Origin of the sequence: Streptomyces sp. cmx-18-6 (genome assembly GCF_046548915.1) — a bacterium.
GTDB lineage: Bacteria > Actinomycetota > Actinomycetes > Streptomycetales > Streptomycetaceae > Streptomyces.
Genome location: NZ_JAEBEP010000001.1, coordinates 528,692 through 549,099 on the forward strand (window position 1 = coordinate 528,692; position 20,408 = coordinate 549,099).

Annotated in this window: 21 protein-coding genes; 6 read left to right on the plus strand and 15 right to left on the minus strand. The window is 72.2% G+C overall.

Annotated elements, in window-relative coordinates:
* Nucleotides 1-168: 168 nt before the first annotated feature.
* Together ACLJPL_RS02465 and ACLJPL_RS02470 are read left to right on the plus strand one after the other, a co-directional pair.
* Nucleotides 169-1,248, plus strand: coding sequence for a M4 family metallopeptidase (locus tag ACLJPL_RS02465; RefSeq protein WP_411078964.1), 1,080 nt, complete (start codon nt 169-171; stop codon nt 1,246-1,248).
* Nucleotides 1,249-1,422: 174 nt separating this feature from the next.
* Complete coding sequence (locus ACLJPL_RS02470) at nt 1,423-1,701, plus strand: protealysin inhibitor emfourin (RefSeq protein ID WP_411078965.1); 279 nt, start codon at nt 1,423-1,425, stop codon at nt 1,699-1,701.
* 25 nt (nt 1,702-1,726) lie between these two features.
* Here ACLJPL_RS02470 and ACLJPL_RS02475 read toward each other — a convergent pair whose 3' ends face one another.
* The 3 genes from ACLJPL_RS02475 to ACLJPL_RS02485 all read right to left on the minus strand — a co-directional run bounded on the left by ACLJPL_RS02475 (nt 1,727) and on the right by ACLJPL_RS02485 (nt 4,138).
* Entirely contained in the window at nt 1,727-2,755 is a 1,029-nt protein-coding gene (locus ACLJPL_RS02475) for a GTPase Era (RefSeq protein ID WP_411078966.1), read from the minus strand.
* A gap of 86 nt (nt 2,756-2,841) precedes the next feature.
* Nucleotides 2,842-3,204 (minus strand): cytidine deaminase, encoded by a 363-nt coding sequence (locus tag ACLJPL_RS02480; protein ID WP_411078967.1) that lies wholly within the window; start codon nt 3,202-3,204, stop codon nt 2,842-2,844.
* A 37-nt stretch (nt 3,205-3,241) separates the two neighbouring features.
* Nucleotides 3,242-4,138: a helix-turn-helix transcriptional regulator gene (locus ACLJPL_RS02485; protein WP_411078968.1), complete on the minus strand. Its 897-nt coding sequence runs from the start codon at nt 4,136-4,138 to the stop codon at nt 3,242-3,244.
* A gap of 100 nt (nt 4,139-4,238) precedes the next feature.
* On the opposite strand from ACLJPL_RS02485, the gene ACLJPL_RS02490 reads away from it, so the two are divergent.
* Entirely contained in the window at nt 4,239-5,663 is a 1,425-nt protein-coding gene (locus ACLJPL_RS02490; protein ID WP_411078969.1) for an MFS transporter, read from the plus strand.
* 22 nt (nt 5,664-5,685) lie between these two features.
* Here the strand turns inward: ACLJPL_RS02490 and ACLJPL_RS02495 are convergent, their stop codons facing one another.
* The 5 genes from ACLJPL_RS02495 to ACLJPL_RS02515 form a co-directional block, all read right to left on the minus strand.
* Nucleotides 5,686-6,039, minus strand: coding sequence for an MmcQ/YjbR family DNA-binding protein (locus tag ACLJPL_RS02495; protein ID WP_411078970.1), 354 nt, complete (start codon nt 6,037-6,039; stop codon nt 5,686-5,688).
* Entirely contained in the window at nt 6,036-7,337 is a 1,302-nt protein-coding gene (locus ACLJPL_RS02500; RefSeq protein ID WP_411078971.1) for a hemolysin family protein, read from the minus strand. The genes ACLJPL_RS02495 and ACLJPL_RS02500 overlap by 4 nt, the downstream gene beginning before the upstream one ends.
* Complete coding sequence (ybeY, locus tag ACLJPL_RS02505; protein WP_411078972.1) at nt 7,334-7,831, minus strand: rRNA maturation RNase YbeY; 498 nt, start codon at nt 7,829-7,831, stop codon at nt 7,334-7,336. The genes ACLJPL_RS02500 and ybeY overlap by 4 nt, the downstream gene beginning before the upstream one ends.
* A gap of 12 nt (nt 7,832-7,843) precedes the next feature.
* On the minus strand, nt 7,844-8,908 hold the full coding sequence (locus ACLJPL_RS02510) for a PhoH family protein (protein WP_411078973.1): 1,065 nt from the start codon (nt 8,906-8,908) through the stop codon (nt 7,844-7,846).
* 145 nt (nt 8,909-9,053) lie between these two features.
* On the minus strand, nt 9,054-10,229 hold the full coding sequence (locus ACLJPL_RS02515; protein ID WP_411078974.1) for a carbohydrate kinase family protein: 1,176 nt from the start codon (nt 10,227-10,229) through the stop codon (nt 9,054-9,056).
* Nucleotides 10,230-10,637: 408 nt separating this feature from the next.
* On the opposite strand from ACLJPL_RS02515, the gene ACLJPL_RS02520 reads away from it, so the two are divergent.
* Complete coding sequence (locus ACLJPL_RS02520; protein WP_411078975.1) at nt 10,638-11,993, plus strand: MFS transporter; 1,356 nt, start codon at nt 10,638-10,640, stop codon at nt 11,991-11,993.
* Here the strand turns inward: ACLJPL_RS02520 and ACLJPL_RS02525 are convergent.
* The 7 genes from ACLJPL_RS02525 to hrcA form a co-directional block, all read right to left on the minus strand.
* The gene (locus tag ACLJPL_RS02525; protein WP_411078976.1) at nt 11,957-12,949 is read right to left on the minus strand and encodes an adenosine deaminase; all 993 of its coding nucleotides are present in this window, start codon (nt 12,947-12,949) and stop codon (nt 11,957-11,959) included. The genes ACLJPL_RS02520 and ACLJPL_RS02525 overlap by 37 nt on opposite strands.
* A gap of 30 nt (nt 12,950-12,979) precedes the next feature.
* Nucleotides 12,980-13,891 (minus strand): ribonuclease Z, encoded by a 912-nt coding sequence (locus ACLJPL_RS02530; RefSeq protein WP_411078977.1) that lies wholly within the window; start codon nt 13,889-13,891, stop codon nt 12,980-12,982.
* A gap of 26 nt (nt 13,892-13,917) precedes the next feature.
* The gene (locus ACLJPL_RS02535; RefSeq protein ID WP_411078978.1) at nt 13,918-14,277 is read right to left on the minus strand and encodes a histidine triad nucleotide-binding protein; all 360 of its coding nucleotides are present in this window, start codon (nt 14,275-14,277) and stop codon (nt 13,918-13,920) included.
* An 88-nt stretch (nt 14,278-14,365) separates the two neighbouring features.
* The gene (locus ACLJPL_RS02540; RefSeq protein ID WP_411078979.1) at nt 14,366-15,112 is read right to left on the minus strand and encodes a 16S rRNA (uracil(1498)-N(3))-methyltransferase; all 747 of its coding nucleotides are present in this window, start codon (nt 15,110-15,112) and stop codon (nt 14,366-14,368) included.
* Nucleotides 15,109-16,182, minus strand: coding sequence for a nitronate monooxygenase (locus ACLJPL_RS02545; protein ID WP_411078980.1), 1,074 nt, complete (start codon nt 16,180-16,182; stop codon nt 15,109-15,111). Before ACLJPL_RS02545 ends, ACLJPL_RS02540 begins: the two co-directional genes overlap by 4 nt.
* A gap of 132 nt (nt 16,183-16,314) precedes the next feature.
* Nucleotides 16,315-17,451 carry a molecular chaperone DnaJ gene (gene dnaJ / locus ACLJPL_RS02550; protein ID WP_411078981.1) on the minus strand — a complete coding sequence of 379 codons (1,137 nt, stop codon included), beginning with the start codon at nt 17,449-17,451 and terminating at the stop codon, nt 16,315-16,317.
* A complete protein-coding gene (hrcA, locus tag ACLJPL_RS02555; RefSeq protein ID WP_030563440.1) occupies nt 17,452-18,468 on the minus strand; it encodes a heat-inducible transcriptional repressor HrcA in 1,017 nt (338 codons plus the stop codon).
* 177 nt (nt 18,469-18,645) lie between these two features.
* On the opposite strand from hrcA, the gene ACLJPL_RS02560 reads away from it, so the two are divergent.
* Both ACLJPL_RS02560 and ACLJPL_RS02565 read left to right on the plus strand, forming a co-directional pair.
* The gene (locus ACLJPL_RS02560) at nt 18,646-19,377 is read left to right on the plus strand and encodes an MBL fold metallo-hydrolase (RefSeq protein WP_411078982.1); all 732 of its coding nucleotides are present in this window, start codon (nt 18,646-18,648) and stop codon (nt 19,375-19,377) included.
* A gap of 125 nt (nt 19,378-19,502) precedes the next feature.
* Nucleotides 19,503-20,321: a DUF3097 domain-containing protein gene (locus ACLJPL_RS02565; protein ID WP_411078983.1), complete on the plus strand. Its 819-nt coding sequence runs from the start codon at nt 19,503-19,505 to the stop codon at nt 20,319-20,321.
* Nucleotides 20,322-20,408 lie beyond the last annotated feature (87 nt).

The window sequence follows — 20,408 nt, forward strand, 5'->3', positions numbered from 1 at the left end:
CGAAACGCATGATGCGACGAGCCTAACCGAGGGTGGCCCGGGGTGTCGGTCCGTATCAGTATGCGGGATCGGGCATCGGTGACGGGTAAACGGTGACTCATCACTCCATTTCGTCAATCGTCATCGCAACCAGTGACATGACGGTGACGGAGTGCCACAGTTGTGTGCATGCAGCCTCGAACCAATGACGGCGGGCTCAACCCCGTCTTCTGCACCATCGTGCCGCCCCACGTCCTCGACAAGCTGTCGCACTCCGGCGACGCCCGGCTGGCCGATCCGGCCCGCCGCACCCTGGAGGCCGACGCGCTCCGCCGCGAGGGCCGCCGGCTGACGGCCCTCGCCGCCGCGCCCGTCACCCCCACGGCGGGCGCGGTCCCCACCAAGCCCCGCCGCACCCTGTACGACTGCGAGAACCGCACCTCCCTGCCCGGCCGCCAGGTCCGCGCCGAGGGCGAGAAGCCGACCTCGGACGCCAGCGTCAACCGCGCGTACGCCGGACTCGGCGCCACCTTCGAACTGCTGCTCTCCGCCTACGGGCGCAGTTCGATCGACGGCAAGGGCCTGCCGCTCATCGGCTCCGTGCACTACGGCCACGAGTACAACAACGCGTTCTTCGACGGCGAGCAGATGGTCTTCGGGGACGGCGACGGGGAGATCTTCCTCGACTTCACCTACGCCATCGACGTCATCGCCCACGAACTAGCCCACGGCCTGACCCAGTACACCGCCAACCTGCGCTACGAGGGCCAGTCGGGCGCGCTCAACGAGTCGGTATCCGACGTCTTCGGCTCGCTGGTCAAGCAGTACTCGCTGGGCCAGAGCGCCGAGCAGGCCGACTGGCTGATCGGGGCCGGCCTGCTGGCCCCCCGGGTCAGCGGGGACGCCCTGCGCTCGATGAAGGCCCCCGGCACGGCGTACGACGACGATGTGCTCGGCAAGGACCCGCAGCCCGCGTCGATGGAGGAGTACGTCGAGACGGACGAGGACAACGGCGGGGTCCACATCAACTCCGGCATCCCCAACCGCGCCTTCTACCTGCTGGCCACCGCCCTGGGCGGCAACGCCTGGGAGCGGGCGGGGCAGATCTGGTTCGACGTGCTGACCGGCGGCGAGCTGACGGCCACCGCGGACTTCGCGGAGTTCGCCCGGCTGACGGTCTCCGCGGCGGGGAGCCGCTTCGGGGAGCGCGGCGAGAAGGAGGCGGTCCTGAAGGCATGGTCCGAGGTGGGCGTGCCGACAGCGGAGTAGGACGGGCCGAACGAGCGGGTCCGCGAGGCGGTTTCGCGCGATCGCGGAGCGGCGCGGTCCTGCGCGATCGCGGTGCGGCGCAGTCCTGCGCGATCGCGGAGTGACGCGGTCCTGCGCGAGCGGGCCCGCGAGGCGGTCTTGAGCGTGTGCCCGGCCCCGGATAGACAGGACCCCATGCGTATTCAGGTCAGCCGGACCGGCGGCTTCGCCGGTATCTCCCGCCGCCACGAGATCGACACCGAGGGCCGCCAGGACGCGGCGGGGTGGGAGTCGCTCGCCGAGGAGGTCCTCGCCTCCGCCCCCTCCGGCACCCGGGACGCGCCGCCGTCCGGGGTGCCGGACGGCTTCCAGTACCGGATCACGGTCGGGGACCGCACCGTGTACTGCGCTGACCCCGATCTGACCGGGGCCCAGCGCACGCTGGTCTCACGCGTCCTCAAGGAGGGCGCGTGAGACCGGCCCCGATGTCGAGGGGCTTCTAGAAGCCCAGCTTGCGCAGTTGCTTCGGGTCGCGCTGCCAGTCCTTGGCGACCTTCACATGCAGATCCAGGAAGACGGGCGTGCCGAGCAGCGCCTCGATGTGCTTGCGCGACTTGGTGCCGACTTCCTTCAGCCGCTTGCCCTTCGGGCCGATGATGATGCCCTTCTGGCTGGGGCGCTCGATGTAGACGTTGGCGTGGATGTCCAGCAGCGGCTTGTCCGCCGGGCGGTCCGTGCGCGGCAGCATCTCCTCCACCACGACGGCGATGGAGTGCGGCAGCTCGTCGCGCACGCCCTCCAGCGCGGCCTCCCGGATCAGCTCCGCGACCATGACCATCTCCGGCTCGTCGGTGAGGTCGCCCTCCGGGTAGAGCGGCGGGCTCACGGGGAGCAGCGGGGCGATCAGGTCCGCGAGCAGGCCCACTTGGCCTGCCCCTCGCCCGCCACCACCCTTGTTCGAGGGACTGCGTCCCGCCTCCTGTTCCTCCTTGACCGCGGACACGGGGATGATCTCGGCCCACTCGAAGCCCAGCTCGTCCGCGAGCGCGGAGACGGCGAGGAGCTGTTCGGCCAGTGCCTTCGACTCGACCAGGTCGGTCTTGGTGATGATGGCGATCTTGGGGGTCTTCTTGATCCCCGCGAGCTCCTTGACGATGTACTTGTCGCCCGGACCCAGCTTCTGGTCGGCGGGCAGGCAGAAGCCGATGACGTCGACCTCGGCCCAGGTGGTGCGGACCACGTCGTTCAGCCGCTCGCCCAGGAGCGTGCGCGGCTTGTGGAGGCCGGGGGTGTCGACCAGGATCAGCTGCGCGTCGTCGCGGTGCACGATGCCGCGCACGGTGTGCCGGGTGGTCTGGGGGCGGTTGGAGGTGATCGCCACCTTCTGGCCGACCAGAGCGTTCGTCAGGGTGGACTTGCCCGCGTTGGGGCGGCCCACGAAGCAGGCGAAGCCGGCCCGGTGGGGGGCGTCGTTCTCCGTCTGCTGGGCAGCGGCTTCTTGGTTCGGTCGAGCGCTCATGCCGACCATTCTCCCCGATCGCGGCGGCACTCCCGTACAGCGGTCCGCCCGGACGGGCCGGTAGGGCGTACGGAACCGCTTCCGGAACCGGTCCGTCAGCCCGCCGTGACCCGCGACCGCAGGGTGCCGTCCGGACCCGCGAGCAGCACCGGCGTTTCAGGTCCGCCCAGGTCCCGTACGGCGGCGCGGTCCTCGGCGGCGGGGGCCTCGGCGGCGGAGACGACGGCGGCGGCCTCCAGCGAGGTCGCGCCGCTGGCGACCGCCATGGCGACGGCGGTCCGGAGGGCGCTCAGCTGCAGCGACTCCAGCGTCACCGTCCCCGCCACATACGTACGTCCCGTCTCGTCCCGTACGGCGGCCCCCTCGGCCACACCGTTGCGGGCGCGGGCGCTGCGCGCCAGGGTGACGATCTTGCGGTCCTCGGCGTCGAGGTCGGCGGTGCCGGTGCTGTCGGTCATGGCACGAGCATACGAAGCGGCCCCGGACCCCCGCAGGTCACCCCGGCACCGGGTACAGCGAGCCGCGCCGGCCCTCCGATGAAGCGAGCCACTGGAGCTTGGCCTCGCTCCCGGTGTCCGGCAGCGGGGTGTGCAGCACGATCGCCAGATCCGGCCGGGCGGGCACCCGCAGCTGGGTGGCCTCCAGGACCAGGGGGCCGACGAGCGGGTGCTCCACCTCCTTGCGGTTCTGCCCGGCGGGGGCGATGTCGCGCCGATCCCACAGTGCGGCGAAGACCTCGCTGAGGGCCTTCACCTCCTCCACCACGGCCCGGAAGCCGTCGTCCTCCGGGCACTCCGAGCAGGCCGCCCGGTACTGGGCCACCACCTGCGGGGCGAGCGCCGCCCAGCTCGGCGCGGTGCGCGAGCGGTAGACCGGGTCGGTGAAGAAGGCGACAAGGCAGTTCTGCACGGCCCCGGGACGCATGCCGAGGACCGTGGCGGCCGCGTCGTTGTAGAGGATCGTGTTCCAGTACCGGTCCATGATGTGCGCCGGGTACGGCATCCACGCCTCGATCAGCCGGACCAGCCCGTCGCACATGTCGGCGTGCGCCGGGTCGACTTCGGGCGGGGGCGCGTTCAGCCCGGCCAGGACGTACAGGTGGCGGCGCTCGGCGCTGCTGAGCCGCAGCACCCGGGCGACGGAGTCCAGCACCTGCGGCGAGACGGTGATGTCGCGGCCCTGCTCCAGCCACTGGTACCAGGAGACCCCGACGCCCGCGAGGACGGCGACCTCCTCGCGGCGCAGTCCGGGCGTACGCCGGCGGGCGCCGCCGTCCGGGAGGCCCGCGTCGGCCGGGGTGATCCGGGCCCGGCGGCTCATCAGGAACTCGCGCAGTTCGGCGAGCCGGTGGGCCTTCGCCCCGTCCGTCGCCTGCCGGGCCGGTGTGGCCACGTACTCCCCCTGGTGTCCGTGTGCGCCCTGCCTGGTGGTGCGGGCAACAGGATAAGTTCCCGCTCCCCACGGATATTCCGGCCGCCGCAGGGTGGGGGCCATGGCGATCGAAACCCCTGGAACCCCTGTCACCTCAACTCCCCCGCCCTCCCCGACCCCTCCCGCGGCGCCCGCACCCCGGCTCTCCGCACGGGCGCGGCTCGTCCTCTTCGTGCTGTGCGCCGCCCAGTTCATGGTGGCCCTCGACTTCTCCGTACTGAATGTGGCGCTGCCCGTCCTGGGCAAGGACCTGGGGCTGTCCACCTCGGGGCTCCAGTGGGCGGTGACCGCGTTCGCGCTGCCGTCCGGCGGGTTCCTGCTGCTGTTCGGGAGGATCGCCGATCTGTACGGGCGACGGCGGCTGTTCCTCGCCGGGCTGACCCTCTTCGGGGCGTCCTCGCTGCTGGCGACCCTGGCCTGGGACCCGGCCTCCTTCCTGGCCGGGCGGGCCCTCCAGGGGCTCGGGGCCGCGGTGATCGTGCCGACCGGGATGTCGCTGCTGACCACCACGTTCCCGGAGGGGCCGCTGCGGGACCGGGCGCTCGGGATCAGCGGGACCCTGCTCTCGCTCGGCTTCACGGTGGGCATGGTCGCGGGCGGCGTGCTGACGGACACGCTCGGCTGGCGTTCCACGATGGGCCTGCTGACCGTGGCCTCGGTGGTGGTGCTGGTGCTGGCCCCGAAGGTGCTGGAGGAGTCGCGTACGCCGGGCCGGCCCCGGCTCGACGTGCCGGGCGCGGTCGCCGTGACCGGCGGACTGCTGGCGCTGATCTACTCCCTGACGACGGCGGCGGAGCACGGCTTCGGCGGCGCGGACGTGCTGATCACCCTGGTCCTCGGCGTCGGTCTGCTGGCCGCGTTCGTGGTCGTGGAGTCCCGGGCGGCGGCCCCGCTGGTCTCGCTGCCGATGCTGCGGCGGCGGACGGTGGCGTTCGGCAATCTGGGCGGCCTGGTCACCTTCTCGATGATGAGCACCGTCGTCTTCGTCCTGACGCTCTACCTCCAGGAGGTCCTGGGCCTCTCCCCGTTCGCCACCGGGCTCGTCTTCGGCGTGCAGGGGGTGCTGTCGGTGGTGGCGGGGATGTACGCCCCGAGGCTGATCGGCCGCGTCGGGGCGCGCCGGACCCTGGTGGTGTCGCTGCTCGGCCAGGGGCTGTTCATCGGCGCGCTGCTGGGGCTCGGCACGGAGTCGGGGGTCTGGCTGGCGACGGTCGCGGTGTCCCTGGCGAGCATGTGCCACCTGGGCGCGATCATCGCGTACGGCCTGACCGTGACGTCCGGCGTCCCGAACGAGCAGCAGGGCCTGGCGACCGGCCTGGTCACCACGACCCAGCAGGTGGGCCTCACGGTCGGCATCCCGCTGCTGGGGGTGCTGGCGACGACGCAGGACGGGCTGTTCGACGGCGTACGGACGGTGGTGGCGATCACGGCGGCCGTCCTGCTGGCGGCGGGCGCGGCGGTGGCGGCGGGGCTGCGGCGCGGCTGACGAGGCAGTTCGACGACCGACCCTACGGCCGGTCCAGCCGGAGCCGTTCCGCCTTCGGGAGGCCGGCGACCACCAGGTCGTAGGAGTCCTCGATCAGCTCGCGCAGCAGCCGGTCAGGGACGCCGGAGACGGTCACCGTGTTCCAGTGGCGCTTGTTCATGTGCCGGCCGGGCACGATGGCCGGGTGCTCCTCGCGGAGCCGGATCGCCTCGTCCGGGTCGCACTTCAGGTTGACCGTCAGCGGCCTCGCGTCCAGCGTGCTGAGGGCGAACATCTTGCCGAGCACCTTGAAGACCGAGGTCTCGGGCCCGAACGGGAACTCCTCCACGCTCGCGTTGAACTCCAGGCAGAAGGCCCGCAGCCGCTCCGGCGTCATACCGTCTCGGCCTCCTTCCCGGCTTCCTTCTCCTCGGGCTCCACCAGCACCGTGACGATCTTGTTGCGGCGGCCGGCCGGGGACTCGGCGGTGAGCCGGAGCTTGCGGCCGTCCGGCAGCTCGACGACGGAGGAGGCCCCGGCGATCGGGACCCGACCGAGCGCCTTGGCGAGCAGGCCGCCGACGGTCTCCACGTCCTCGTCGTCGTACGCGTCGAACCCGAAGAGGTCGCCGAGGTCCCCGATGTCGAGGCGGGCGGTCACCCGGTAGCAGCCGTCTTCCAGCGGCTGGACGGGCGGCAGCTCGCGGTCGTACTCGTCGGTGATCTCGCCGACGATCTCCTCGAGGATGTCCTCGATCGTGACGATGCCCGCCGTGCCGCCGTACTCGTCGATGACGACGGCGACATGGCTGCGGTCCCGCTGCATCTCGCGCAGCAGGTCCCCGGCGTTCTTGGTGTCGGGGACGAAGGCGGCGGGGCGCATCGCGGTGGCGACCGGGTCGGCCTCGGACTCGCGGTTGATGTGCGTCTTGCGGACCAGGTCCTTGAGGTAGACGATCCCCACGATGTCGTCCTCGTTCTCCCCGGTGACCGGGATCCGGGAGAAACCGGAGCGCAGGGCGAGGGTGAGGGCCTGCCGGATCGTCTTGTAGCGCTCGATGGAGACCAGGTCGGTGCGCGGCACCATCACCTCGCGCACCAAGGTGTCGCCCAGCTCGAAGACCGAGTGCACCATGCGGCGCTCGTCGTCCTCGATCAGCGACTCCGCCTCCGCCAGGTCGACCATGGCGCGCAGCTCGGCCTCACTGGCGAACGGGCCCTTGCGGAACCCCTTGCCGGGGGTGAGCGCGTTGCCGATGAGGATCAGCAGTTGCGGAATCGGGCCCATGATCCGGGCCAGCGGCAGCAGCACGTACGCCGAGGCCGTCGCCGTGTTCAGCGGGTGCTGGCGGCCGATGGTGCGCGGGGAGACCCCGATGGCGACATAGCTGACGAGGACCATCACGCCCATCGCGCAGGCCAGCGCCTCCCAGGTCTCCGGGAACTTCTGGAGGCACACATAGGTGACGAGCACCCCGGCCGACATCTCGCAGGCGACCCGCACCAGCAGCGCCACGTTGAGATAGCGCACCGGGTCGGCGGCGACCTGGGCCAGCTTCGCGCTGCCGCGCCGCCCGGCCCGGACCGCCTCGTCCGCCCGGAAGCTCGACGTCCGGGCGAGGCCCGCCTCGGCGCAGGCGGCCAGCCAGCCGACGACGACCAGCAGGACGGCCCCGGTGATCAGGGTCGCGATCACGAGACGGTGGGGGCGGGGGACGCGCCGGTGAGCCCCTGCTCACCGCGCCAGCCGTCCACGATGGCGGCCTGGAGCCCGAACATCTCGGCCTTCTCGTCCGGCTCCTCGTGGTCGTACCCCAGCAGGTGCAGCACTCCGTGGACGGTCAGGAGCTGGAGCTCCTCGTCCATGGAGTGCTGCGTCGGGGCTTCTTCGCCCTGCTTCTTCGCGACCTCCGGGCAGAGCACGATGTCGCCGAGAAGCCCCTGCGGGGGCTCCTCGGCGTCCTTGGACGGCGGCCGGAGCTCGTCCATCGGGAAGGACATGACATCGGTCGGACCGGGGAGGTCCATCCACTGGATGTGCAGCTGCTCCATGGCGTCGGTGTCCACCACGATCACCGAGAGCTCGGACAGCGGGTGGATCCGCATCCGGGCCAGCGCGTAGCGGGCGATGTCGAGGATCGCCTGCTCGTCGACCTCGGTTCCGGACTCGTTGTTGACATCGATCGACATGGTGTCCTGCGACTACTTCCCTTTACGCCGGTCGCGTCGGCCGTCTTCCCGGCCGTCCGACTGACCGTCTTGTTGACCGTTTCGGCTGTCGTACTTCTCGTACGCGTCGACGATACGGCCGACCAGCTTGTGCCGGACGACATCCTGGGAGGTGAGGCGGGAGAAGTGCACGTCCTCCAGGCCCTCCAGGATGTCCTGGACCTGGCGCAGCCCGCTCTTGGTGCCGCTCGGCAGGTCGACCTGGGTGACGTCACCAGTGATGACGATCTTGGAGTCGAAGCCGAGGCGGGTCAGGAACATCTTCATCTGCTCGGCGCTGGTGTTCTGCGCCTCGTCCAGAATGATGAAAGCGTCATTCAAGGTCCGGCCCCGCATGTATGCGAGCGGCGCCACCTCGATCGTGCCCGCCGCCATCAGGCGCGGGATCGAGTCGGGGTCCAGCATGTCGTGCAGGGCGTCGTAGAGCGGGCGCAGATACGGGTCGATCTTGTCGAAGAGCGTGCCCGGGAGGAAGCCGAGCCGCTCCCCCGCCTCGACGGCGGGGCGGGTCAGGATGATCCGGCTGACCTGCTTGGACTGGAGCGCCTGCACCGCCTTGGCCATGGCGAGGTAGGTCTTGCCGGTGCCCGCCGGGCCGATCCCGAAGACGATCGTGTGGTCGTCGATCGCGTCGACATACCGCTTCTGGTTGAGCGTCTTGGGGCGGATGGTGCGGCCGCGGTTGGAGAGGATGTTCTGGGTGAGCACCTCGGCGGGTGTCTCGCCCTGGGGGTCTCCCTCGCCGGCGCCGGCCGCCCTGAGCATGGCGATCGACCGTTCCACTGCGTCCTCCGTCATCGGCGCTCCGGTGCGGAGCACGAGCATCATCTCGTCGAACAGGCGCTGGATGAGGGCGACGTCGGCCGCCTCGCCCGTGGCGCTGATCTCGTTGCCCCGGACATGGATGTCGGCCGCCGGGAAAGCCTCTTCGATCACGCGCAACAGCGAGTCGCCCGATCCGAGGAGCATCACCATGGGGTGTGCGGCCGGAATCCGGATCTGGGCACGCGCCTGCGGCTGTGTGGGTGTGTGAGTCATGGGCCGGCCCTCGGGCCTGCGCATACCTCCCGTTGCAGGGTTCTCGCTGCTCGACAACCTCTGGATTACCCAGCCTACGACCTGGCGGTGACAACGCCGAGAGGTTTTACCGGCCGTGCCGACCGGCCGTGCCGCGCGGGTCCTCTCACTGCCGGAAGCCGATCGTGGGGACCGCGCGCCGCAGCGGCCAGGCGCGGGCCGTGGTGGGCAGCAGCTCGTCCAGGAACGCGTACCGCTCCAGGGCAGCGGGGTCCTGGCTGTCGCAGGTGCGGACCCGCTGCCACCAGGCGGCGATCTCGGCCCAGCCCGGCGCGGAGAGCGAGCCGCCGAACTCCTGCACCGACAGGGCCGCCGTCAGCCCGGCGAAGGCGAGCCGGTCGGCGAGCGGCCAGTCGGCGAGGGTGCCGGTGACGAACCCGGCGACGAAGACGTCCCCGGCCCCGGTCGGGTCGAGCGCCTCCACCGCGATGGCGGGCACCTGGGCGCTGACGCCGGTGCGCCCGTCGACGGCGTACGCGCCCTCGGCCCCCAGGGTGACCACGGCGAGCGGGACGCGTTCGGCGAGGGCGTGGGCGGCGGCGCGGGGGCAGTCGGTGCGGGTGTAGCGCATCGCCTCCTCCGCGTTGGGCAGGAACGCCTCGCAGTGCGCCAGGTCCGGCAGCGCGTCCAGGTCCCAGCGGCCGGTCTCGTCCCAGCCGACGTCGGCGAAGACCCGCGCCCCCTGCCGGGCCGCCGCGGCCACCCAGGGCTCGCTGCGGCCCGGCGCGAGCGAGGCGATCGCGGCGCGGGCGCGCGGCGGACACTGCGGGAAGGCGGGGCCGGGGGCGGCGGTGGCGGTCGTGGTGCCGCCGGTCGCGGCGGCTCCTGCGGGAGCCGGGACCGTGGGGGCGGCGGGAACCTCGGCGGCGGGCGGGGCCGGGGCCTCGTGGCCGTGGGAGACCATCGTGCGCTCGCCCTCGTACGCCATGGAGACGGTGACCGGGGAGTGCCAGCCGGGAACGGTGTGCGACATCGACAGGTCGATGCCCTCGCCCTGTTCGAGGGCGTCCCAGCAGTACTCGCCGTAGTGGTCGTCGCCGAAGGCGGCGGCGAGGGAGGTGTGCAGGCCGAGCCGGGCGAGGGCGGTGGCCATGTTGGCGACGCCGCCGGGGCTGGAGCCCATGCCCCGGGCCCAGGACTCGGTGCCGCGCACGGGGGCGCTGTCGAGGCCGGTGAAGATGATGTCGAGGAAGACCGTGCCGGTCAGGAAGACGTCGCAGGCGGGGTCCTGCGGGGCCCGCAGCGCCAGCAGCGGGTCGATACCTGGAGTGTCAGTGCTCACCGTGCGCTCCCCGGCCGTGCGGCAGATCTGGACTGTGTGAGATCCAGCCAGTCTGCCCGATGGGGGTGCGCGAGCGGAGCCTCCCCGCCGATGCGCATGGTGTGGGCGGCGCGGAAACGTCCACTGCTGACCTGCATAAACATGCACAGCTACCCGGCCTGGAAGTGCATAAACTTCTCAGTGACCCAGATCACATCGGGGCGACTTTCGGACAGCCGGGGGCGCTTGATACAAATTGCCCCGCGAGCACCTTCGGGGACGTTGCCCGACGAGAGCCGCACTTTCTCGCATCTCCCCGCATATTCGCATTTTCCCGCTTGCCCCGTGCTGCCCTCTTCCAGCGCGCTTCGTGTCGTCCTCCCCTCCCCCTCCCCCCTGCCTGCCTCAGGCATGTCTTCAGGAACGCCCATGTCCTCGCGCCGTGCCGCGTGGCCCCTGGTCGCCGTGTTCACCGCCGGCTACCTCGCCTCCTATCTGCTCCCCACCGTCGTCGGGCGCCTCAGCGTCCATCTCGGGCTGACGCCCGCTCAGGCGGGCCTGGTCGGCAGTGCTCTGCTGCTGAGTTCGGCCAGTGCCGGGTTCACGCTGGCGGGCCGGGTCGAGCGGTACGGGTCCCGTGCCCCGGCGCGGGTCGGTCTGGTGCTGGCCGCCGTCGGGTACGGCTGCGCCGCGCTGGCCGGGTCGGTGCCGCTCGTGGTGCTCGGCGTGGTGCTCGGCGGCTTCGGGTCGGGTACGGCCACGGCGGTGGCGGCGGCCGGGATCGCCGCCCAGCGCGACCCGCACCGGACGTCCTCGCTCGGGCTGCTCACCGTCTCCGCCACGGCGGGGGCCATATATCTGACGATCCCGCACCTCGGCGGCGGGCACCGGCTCCCGTTCGCCGCGATCGCCCTGGTCGCCCTGCTCGTCTGGCCCGCGACCACCCGGCTGAACGGCCCCTCGGCCCCCGAGGAGTCCGCCGCGCGGATCACCGGCCGGCTACTGCCGCACCGCCGCTCCGGTCTCGTACTGGCGGGCGGCATGCTCGTCTGGTCCATGGCGCAGAACGCGCTGTGGGGGGTCAGCAGCCGCATCGGCTCGGTGCAGGCGGGGCTCTCCGAGATCACCGTCGGCGCGGTGTTCGCCGCCGCCCTCGGCGCGGGCCTGCTGGGCGTGATGGGCGCGGGGGTGCTCGGCGCGCGGCTCGGCCGGGCAGTGCCGATCGGGGTGGGGACCGTGGTCATCGCGGGGAGCATCGTGCTCACCTCGTCGGCCCGGGACCTCGGGTCGTTCGCGACCGGCGAGATCCTGTGGAACAGCGTCTACCCGGTGGTCCTCTCCTATCTGATCGGCCTGGCCGCCTCCCTGGACGTACGGGGCCGCTGGGCGGTCCTGGCGGGCTCGGCCTCCTCCGTGGGCGTGGCGTGCGGCCCGCTCCTGGGCAGCGTGCTCTCCGAGGAGGCCGGTTATCCGGCGATGGGGCTGGTCCTGGGTGCGGCCACCCTCCTGGTCGCCGCGCCCGTGACCGCCGTGGCGCTGCACACCGGCGGCCGTCCGCTGGTGCCCGGTTCGGTGCGCCGTCGCGGTGGCGCACCGGCCGCGCTGCTGGCCGCCACCACCGGCAGCCTGTCCGGCGCGGTGCCGAAGCTCGGCTCGCCGGAGCAGGCCGTCACCGAACTCCGCGTACGGCGCAGGCGGCTGGTGCGCAGCGCGATCCGGACGGCCGGTCCGGACGGCGGCGGGCCCGGTCAGTCGAACGCGTACGCCTCGACCTCGGACAGGTAGCGGGCCCGGCGCTCCTCGTCGTGGTCGAGGAAGGCCGCCTCGAAGGAGTTCCGGGCCAGGGTGCGCAACTGCTCCGGGTCCAGGGCGAGCGCGTCGCGTACGGCGTCGAAGTTGTCCCCGGCGTACCCGCCGAAGTAGGCGGGGTCGTCGGAGTTCACCGTGCAGAGGAGCCCGGCGGCCATCATCCGCGGCAGCGGGTGGTCCTTCAGCGTGTCGACGGTCCGCAGCCGTACGTTGGACAGCGGGCACAGCGTCAGCGGCACCCGGTCCGCGACCAGCCGCGCCACCAGTTCCGGGTCCTCCAGGCAGCGCAGCCCGTGGTCGACGCGCTCGACGCCGAGGACGTCCAGAGCCTCGCGGATATAGGACGGCGGCCCCTCCTCCCCCGCGTGGGCCACCTTGCGCAGCCCGAGCGCGGTGGCCCTCTCGTACACCTCGCGGAACTTGGCGGGCGGGTGGCCGACCTCGGCGGAGTCCAGGCCGACCGCGCTGATCCGGTGGAGGTAGGGGCGGGCCGCGTCGAGGGTGCCGAGGGCGGCTTCGGCGGAGAGGTCGCGCAGGAAGCACAGGATGAGCTGGGTGGAGATCCCGTGGGTCTCCTCGCTGCGCTCCAGCGCCCGGCTCAGCCCCTCGATGACCGTGCCGATGGGGACGCCCCGGGCGGTGTGGGCCTGCGGGTCGAAGAAGATCTCGGCGTGCCGGACGCCCTGGGCGGCGGCGCGGGCGAGGTAGGCGTCGGCGAGTTCGGTGAAGTCCTCCTCCGTGCGCAGCACGGCCATCAGCGCGTAGTAGAGGTCCAGGAAGGACTGGAGGTCGTCGAACGCGTAGGCCCTGCGCAGTTCGTCGGTGGTGGCGTACGGCAGGGTCACCCCGTTGCGTTCCGCGAGCGCGAAGGCGAGTTCGGGTTCGAGGGCGCCTTCGATGTGGAGGTGGAGTTCTGCCTTGGGGAGGTGCACGGTGTCTCGCAAACGAATGGTGCGGATATGTCAGTGGTGCCGGGAAGGGAGCGGGACCCGGATCAGGTCCTGCGCCACGGTGAGTTCGCCGTCGAACCCGGCGGCGCGGGCCTGGGTCTCGAAGAGTTCGGGGTCGCTGTAGCGCTGCGAGAAGTGGGTCAGCACGAGGTGGCGTACGCCCGACTCCTTCGCCACCCGGGCGGCCTGTCCGGCGGTCAGGTGGCCGTGGTCGGTGGCGAGCTTCTCGTCCTCGTCGAGGAAGGTCGACTCGATGACGAGCATGTCGCAGCCCTGGGCGAGCGCGTACACCCCGTCGCAGAGCCGGGTGTCCATGACGAACGCGAACCGCTGCCCGCGCCGCTCCTCGGAGACCTGCTCCAGCGTCACGCCGCCGAGGACGCCCGCACGCTGGAGGCGGCCGACGTCCGGCCCGGCGATGCCGTGCTCCTGGAGGAGGGCGGGCAGCATGCGGCGGGTGTCGGGTTCGGTGAGGCGGTAGCCGTACGACTCGACGGGGTGCGAGAGCCGGTGGCTGTCCAGGGTGTACGAGGCCGTGGCGGCGAGGACCCCGCCGGTTCCGGCGACCGGGGTCTGGGTCAGCCGGACGGTCTCGCGGTAGGCGGTGGCGTAGCGCAGCCGGTCGAAGAAGTGCTGCCCGCTCGCCGGGTAGTGGGCGGTGACGGGGTGCGGCACCTGGTCGAGGTTGATGCGCTGGATGACCCCGGCGAGCCCGAGGGAGTGGTCGCCGTGGAAGTGCGTGACGCAGATCCGGTCGATGTCGTGCGCGGCGACCCCGGCCCGCAGCATCTGGCGCTGGGTGCCCTCGCCGGGGTCGAAGAGGATGCCCTCGCCGTCCCAGCGCAGCAGATAGCCGTTGTGGTTGCGGTGCCGGGTGGGGACCTGGCTGGCGGTGCCGAGTACCACCAGCTCGCGTACGGACATGGGGTCGGGCTCCTACGAGGCGGGCGTTATCCGGGGGGCCACTGGAGGCCGCGGCCGCCCAGGACGTGGGCGTGCGCGTGGAAGACGGTCTGGCCCGCGCCGGAGCCGGTGTTGAGGATGATCCGGTAGCCGGTGCCGTCGACCTTCTCGTCGGCGGCGACCGCTCCGGCCTCGCGCAGCACGTCGGCGGCGATCTGCGGTTCGGCGGCGGCGAGCGAGGCGGCGTCGGGGTAGTGGACCTTGGGGATGACCAGGATGTGGGTCGGTGCCTGCGGGTTGATGTCGCGGAAGGCGACGGTCGTGTCGCTCTCGCGGACGATGGTCGCCGGGATGTCTCCCGAGATGATCTTGCAGAACAGGCAGTCGGTCTGCGGCTCTCCCGCCATGGCTCCGGGCCTCCTCGTTCGCTGGTGATCAGTGGTACGGGCATGCTATCGCCGGACCCCGCACGGACGGGGCCGCCCAGCCCGAGGTTCAGCCCCAGCGGCCGGTGCGTCCCAGCAGCAGCGCGGTCGCGGCCGTCCCCGCCGTGGACGTACGCAGCACGCTGCGGCCCAGCCGGTACGGGCGCGCGCCCGCCTCCGCGAAGGCGGCCAGTTCCTGCGGGGAGACGCCGCCCTCGGGGCCGACGACGAGCACGATGGAGCCGGTGGCGGGGAGTTCGGCGGTGGCGAGCGGGGTGCTGTCGTGGTCGCGGTCCTCGTGCAGGACCCCGGCGAAGTCGGCGCCGGCCAGCAGGGCGGCGACCTGCTTCGTCGTCATGGCCTCGGCGACCTCGGGGAAGCGCACCCGGCGGGACTGCTTGCCCGCCTCCCGTGCCGTACCGCGCCATTTCGCCAGGGACTTCGCGCCCCGCTCGCCCTTCCACTGGGTGATGCAGCGGGCGGCCTGCCACGGCACGATGGCGTCGACGCCGGTCTCGGTCATCGTCTCGACGGCCAGTTCGCCCCGGTCGCCCTTGGGGAGCGCCTGGACGACGGTGATCCGGGGCGTGGGCTCCGGCTCCTCCCGGACGGCGCCGCGGACGGTGACGGTGAGGCGGTCCTTGCCCTCGGCGGCCCGGACGGCGCCCTCCGCCCAGTGGCCGAGGCCGTCCGTGAGGACCAGCTCCTCGCCGGGCTCCAGCCGCTTGACCGACACCGCGTGCCGCCCCTCGGGGCCGTCGAGGACGAACTCCCCTTCGGTGGGCATCCGTTCGACGACGAAGACCGGTGCGGTCACCGGGGGCTCCTCGGGCTCAGGGCCGCCCTGGCGGCCTCCAGTTCGGCGGCGAGCAGCTCGATCAGCTCGCCGGCGGGCAGTTCGCGGGCCATCCGGTGGCCCTGCCCCGCCCACAGGGCCATCCCCTGGGCGTCCCCGGCCTTGGCGGCGGCCTGGCGGAGCCCGGTGGTGAGGTAGTGGACCTGGGGGTAGGCGGCGGGGGCGTACGGGCCGTGCTCGCGGACGAACCGGTTGACCAGGCCGCGCGCGGGCCGCCCGGAGAAGGCGCGGGTCAGTTCGGTGCGGACGAACAGCGGGTTGGTCAGGGCCTGCTTGTGCAGCAGGTGGGCCCCGGACTCGGGGCAGATCAGGAAGGCGGTGCCGAGCTGGGCGGCGTCCGCGCCCGCCGCGAGGACGGCGGCGATCTGTGCGCCGCGCATCAGGCCGCCGGTGGCGACGACCGGGATCTGCACGGTCTCGCGGACCTGGGTGACCAGGGAGAGCAGCCCGGTGCCGGTGTGGTCGGCCTGCGGGTCGTCGCGGTGGGTGGACTGGTGGCCGCCCGCCTCGACGCCCTGGACGCAGACGGCGTCGGCCCCGGCCCACTGGGCTCCCTGGGCCTCCTCGGCGGAGGTGACCGTGACGATGGTGTACGTCCCCGCCCTGGCGAAGGCGTCGAGCGTGTCGCGGACGGGGCAGCCGAAGGTGAAGGAGACCACCGGAACGGGGTCCTCCAGCAGGATGGCGACCTTCGCCTCGTACCCGTCGTCGCCGCTGCTGTCGGGGTCGCCGAGCGGGGTCTCGTACCAGGCCGCCTCACCCGCGAGCTGGTGGCGGTAGACCTCGACGGCGCTGGGGTCGGCCAGCGCGGGCTGCGGCATGAAGAGGTTGACGCCGAACGGCCCGCCGGTGAGCCGGCGCAGCTGTTTGATCTCGTTGTACATGCCGTCCGCCGTTTTGTACCCGGCGGCCAGGAACCCGAGCCCGCCCGCCTCGGCGACGGCCGCGGCGAGCTGGGGTCCGGACGCGCCGCCCGCCATGGGGGCCTGCACGATCGGATACCGGCAGAGATCGGTCAACTCGGAGGGCATGACCGCATCGTGCCACGTCCGCCGCACAGGGCCGAATCAGCCAGCGATTGGCGTGACCGGTTCTCCCACCGAACACCGCACCGCCCCCCGGCAGGTGACCGGGGGGCGGTGCGGTGAAAGGCGGAAAGGGCTTCAGCGGCCGTTGAAGGCGTCCTTCAGCCGGGAGAAAAGCCCCTGCTGACCTGGCTGAAACTGACCCAGCGGCCGTTCCTCGCCGCGCAGCTTGGACAGCTCCCGCAGCAGCCGCTCCTGCTCCGCGTCGAGCTTGGAGGGGGTCATCACCTCGACGTGCACGATGAGGTCGCCCCGGCCGCCGCCGCGCAGGTGCGTGATGCCCCGCCCGTGCAGGGGCACGGACTGGCCGGACTGGGTGCCGGGCCGGATGTCGATCTCCTCGACGCCGTCCAGGGTCTCCAGCGGGCACTTGGTGCCGAGGGCCGCCGCCGTCATCGGGATGGTGACCGTGCAGTGGAGATCGTCGCCGCGCCGCTGGAAGACGGAGTGCGGCAGCTCGTGGATCTCGACGTACAGGTCGCCGGGCGGGCCGCCGCCGGGGCCGACCTCGCCCTCGCCGGCGAGCTGGATGCGGGTGCCGTTGTCGACGCCCGCCGGGATCTTGACCGTGAGCGTGCGGCGCGAGCGGATGCGGCCGTCGCCTGCGCACTCCGGGCACGGCGTCGGCACGACCGTACCGAAGCCCTGGCACTGCGGGCAGGGCCGCGAGGTCATGACCTGGCCCAGGAAGGACCGGGTGACCTGCGAGACCTCGCCGCGGCCGCGGCACATGTCACAGGTCTGGGCGGACGTGCCGGGGGCCGCGCCCTCGCCGCTGCAGGTGTTGCAGACGACCGCCGTGTCGACCTGGATGTCCTTGGTGGTGCCGAAGGCCGCCTCCGCGAGGTCGATCTCCAGCCGGATCATGGCGTCCTGGCCGCGCCGGGTGCGCGAGCGGGGCCCGCGCTGCGAGGCCGTTCCGAAGAACGCGTCCATGATGTCGGAGAAGTTGCCGAAGCCACCGGCTCCGAAACCGCCCGCGCCACCGCCGCCGCCCGCCGAGAGGGGGTCGCCGCCGAGGTCGTAGACCTGCTTCTTCTGCGGGTCCGACAGCACCTCGTAAGCGGCGTTGATCTCCTTGAACCGCTCCTGGGTCTTCGGATCCGGGTTGACATCCGGGTGCAGCTCGCGGGCGAGCCGACGGAATGCCTTCTTGATCTCGTCCTGAGATGCGTCGCGGCGTACGCCGAGTACGGCGTAGTAGTCCGTGGCCACTTACGACTCCGCCAGGATCTGTCCGACGTAACGTGCCACTGCGCGTACCGCTCCCATCGTTCCGGGGTAGTCCATGCGGGTCGGTCCGACCACGCCGAGTTTGGCGACTGCCTCGTCGCCCGAACCGTAGCCGACCGCGACGACGGACGTGGAGGTGAGCCCCTCGTGGGCGTTCTCGTGCCCGATCCGCACGGTCATGGCTGAGTCCGTGGCCTCACCGAGCAGCTTCAGCAGGACGACCTGCTCCTCCAGTGCTTCCAGCACCGGCCGGATCATCACAGGGAAGTCGTGCCCGAAGCGGGTGAGGTTGGAGGTGCCGCCGATCATCAGCCGCTCCTCCGTCTCCTCGACCAGTGTTTCGAGGAGGGTGGAAAGAACCGTGGAAACCGTCCCCCGGTCCTCGCTGTCGAAGGATTCCGGCAGCTCCCGCACCAGGCGCGGGACATCCGCGAAGCGGCGTCCGACGACCCGGCTGTTGAGCCGGGCCCGCAGATCCGCGAGGGATGCCTCGCCGAAGGGCGCGGGGCAGTCGATCATACGCTGTTCGACCCGGCCGGTGTCCGTGATCAGGACCAGCATCAGCCGGGCGGGGGCGAGCGACAGCAGCTCCACGTGCCGGACCGTCGAGCGGGTCAGCGAGGGGTACTGCACGACCGCGACCTGCCGGGTCAGCTGCGCGAGCAGCCGCACGGTCCGGCCGACCACGTCGTCGAGGTCGACCGCGCCGTCGAGGAAGTTCTGGATGGCCCGGCGCTCGGGCGAGGAGAGCGGCTTGACGCCGGCGAGCTTGTCGACGAAGAGGCGGTACCCCTTGTCGGTGGGGATGCGCCCCGCGCTCGTGTGCGGCTGCGCGATGAAGCCCTCGTCCTCCAGCACCGCCATGTCGTTGCGGACGGTGGCCGGGGAGACCCCCAGCTGGTGCCGCTCCGTGAGCGCCTTGGAGCCGACCGGCTCCTCGGTGCCGACATAGTCCTGGACGATGGCGCGCAGCACTTCGAGTCTGCGTTCGCTGAGCATGGCGCACACCTCCAGCTGTCGTTCTCCGGTGTCTGAACTCCGGTATCCGTCTGGCACTCGGTGCGTACGAGTGCCAGCTACCCACCGGTCAGTGTACGGGGGTGGGGTGGGGCGGGGGCAAGGCCGACCGGCCACGCCGCCCCGGGACCGCGCACGTCGCCCCGATAGCGTCGTCGCATGGACGTCGCTTGGGAAGACTTCGGCTGGGAGCGGTTGGGCCACGGTATCGGGCGGCGACGCCTGCCGGGCTGGGACGCCACGGTCGCGCTGGTGGCCGGGCCGGACGGGGTGCTGCTGTTCGACACCGGCTCCACCCTGCGCGAGGGCGTCGAGCTGCGCGGGCAGGCCGAGGCGCTGCTCGGCCGGAGGGTGACGCATATCGCACTGAGCCACCCGCACTTCGATCATGTGCTGGGCACGGCGGCGTTCGCCGGGGTCCAGGTGTACGGGGCGGTGGGCGTCGCCGCCCTGCTGCGGCGCTCGGCGGACGAGCTGGGCGCCTCGGCCGTGCACCACGGCCTCGCGGAGGAGGAGGCCCACCGGGCGGTGGACGCCCTGGTGGTCCCGCACCACGAGGTGACCGGCGAGTGGACCCTCGACCTGGGCGGCGGCCGCCAGGTGCTGCTGGCGAACGTGGGCCCGGGCCACAGCGGCCACGACCTCGCGGTGCTGGTCCCGGGGACGGACGGGGAGCCCGCGGTGGTGCTGTGCGGGGACCTGGTGGAGGAGTCGGGCGAGCCGCAGGCGGGCCGGGACGCGATCACCTCGCGCTGGCCCGCCGCCCTGGACCGGCTCCTCCAACTGGGCGGCGAGGGCGCGGTGTACGTACCGGGGCACGGGGCGGTGGTGGACGCGGCGTTCGTCCGGGCGCAGCGGGGGGCGCTGGCGGAGCGGTTCGGGGTGGGGTGAGGGTCTCCGGGGCGGGGGCGGATCTGCGGGGTGAGCATCTCCCGGGCGGGGCGCGGAACTCCGAGGTGACGATCTTCGGGGCGGGGTGCGCCCTGGGAGCGCGTACGGCGAATTATCGTCGTGCCATGCGCAGCTACCAGCCGGACCTGACCCCGCCGTGGAAGAGGTCCGCCCCCGTGCCCGAGGTCCCCGCCGAACCCGATCTGGTCGTGGAGGAGGTCGCCAGCGGCTTCTGCGGGGCGGTGATCCGCTGCGAGAAGACGGCTCAGGGGCCCACGGTGACCCTGGAGGACCGGTTCGGCAAGCACCGGGTCTTCCCGATGGAGCCGCGCGGCTTCCTGCTGGAGGGCAAGGTGGTCACGCTGGTGCGCCCGGGGCCCGGCGGTCCGGTGCGCCCCACCCGTACGGCCTCCGGTTCGGTGGCGGTGCCCGGTGCGCGGGCGCGGGTGGCGCGGGCGGGGCGGATCTATGTGGAGGGCCGGCACGACGCGGAGCTGGTCGAGCGGGTGTGGGGCGACGACCTGCGCATCGAGGGCGTGGTGGTGGAGTACCTGGAGGGCGTCGACGACCTGCCGGCCATCGTGGGCGCGTTCTCGCCGGGGCCGGACGCCCGGCTCGGGGTGCTGGTGGACCACCTGGTGTCCGGCTCCAAGGAGTCCCGGATCGCGGCGCAGGTCTCCGACCCCCATGTGCTGGTGGTGGGCCACCCGTACATCGACGTGTGGGAGGCGGTGAAGCCGTCGTCGGTGGGGATCGACGCGTGGCCGGCGGTGCCCCGGGGGCAGGACTGGAAGACCGGGGTGTGCCGGGCGCTGGGGTGGCCGGAGAACACCGGGGCGGCCTGGCAGCACATCCTGTCCAAGGTCCGCAGCTACAAGGATCTTGAACCCCAACTCCTGGGTCGGGTAGAGGAATTGATCGACTTCGTCACCCTTCCGGAGTGATGTCCCGGCCCTGTCGCCACCCTGTGGCCGTCCCGTTGCCGTCCTCTTGGGGAGGATCGGGTACCGATCCCTGTGAATACCTGCGCC

What these genes read in the sequence shown, in the direction of transcription:
- ACLJPL_RS02465 (WP_411078964.1), top strand. Translation starts at nt 169, where the DNA reads ATGCAGCCTCGAACCAATGACGGCGGGCTCAACCCCGTCTTCTGCACC.
- ACLJPL_RS02470 (WP_411078965.1), top strand. Translation starts at nt 1,423, where the DNA reads ATGCGTATTCAGGTCAGCCGGACCGGCGGCTTCGCCGGTATCTCCCGC.
- ACLJPL_RS02475 (WP_411078966.1), bottom strand. Translation starts at nt 2,755, where the DNA reads ATGGTCGGCATGAGCGCTCGACCGAACCAAGAAGCCGCTGCCCAGCAG.
- ACLJPL_RS02480 (WP_411078967.1), bottom strand. Translation starts at nt 3,204, where the DNA reads ATGACCGACAGCACCGGCACCGCCGACCTCGACGCCGAGGACCGCAAG.
- ACLJPL_RS02490 (WP_411078969.1), top strand. Translation starts at nt 4,239, where the DNA reads ATGGCGATCGAAACCCCTGGAACCCCTGTCACCTCAACTCCCCCGCCC.
- ACLJPL_RS02495 (WP_411078970.1), bottom strand. Translation starts at nt 6,039, where the DNA reads ATGACGCCGGAGCGGCTGCGGGCCTTCTGCCTGGAGTTCAACGCGAGC.
- ybeY (WP_411078972.1), bottom strand. Translation starts at nt 7,831, where the DNA reads ATGTCGATCGATGTCAACAACGAGTCCGGAACCGAGGTCGACGAGCAG.
- ACLJPL_RS02510 (WP_411078973.1), bottom strand. Translation starts at nt 8,908, where the DNA reads ATGACTCACACACCCACACAGCCGCAGGCGCGTGCCCAGATCCGGATT.
- ACLJPL_RS02520 (WP_411078975.1), top strand. Translation starts at nt 10,638, where the DNA reads ATGTCCTCGCGCCGTGCCGCGTGGCCCCTGGTCGCCGTGTTCACCGCC.
- ACLJPL_RS02530 (WP_411078977.1), bottom strand. Translation starts at nt 13,891, where the DNA reads ATGTCCGTACGCGAGCTGGTGGTACTCGGCACCGCCAGCCAGGTCCCC.
- ACLJPL_RS02535 (WP_411078978.1), bottom strand. Translation starts at nt 14,277, where the DNA reads ATGGCGGGAGAGCCGCAGACCGACTGCCTGTTCTGCAAGATCATCTCG.
- ACLJPL_RS02545 (WP_411078980.1), bottom strand. Translation starts at nt 16,182, where the DNA reads ATGCCCTCCGAGTTGACCGATCTCTGCCGGTATCCGATCGTGCAGGCC.
- hrcA (WP_030563440.1), bottom strand. Translation starts at nt 18,468, where the DNA reads ATGCTCAGCGAACGCAGACTCGAAGTGCTGCGCGCCATCGTCCAGGAC.
- ACLJPL_RS02560 (WP_411078982.1), top strand. Translation starts at nt 18,646, where the DNA reads ATGGACGTCGCTTGGGAAGACTTCGGCTGGGAGCGGTTGGGCCACGGT.
- ACLJPL_RS02565 (WP_411078983.1), top strand. Translation starts at nt 19,503, where the DNA reads ATGCGCAGCTACCAGCCGGACCTGACCCCGCCGTGGAAGAGGTCCGCC.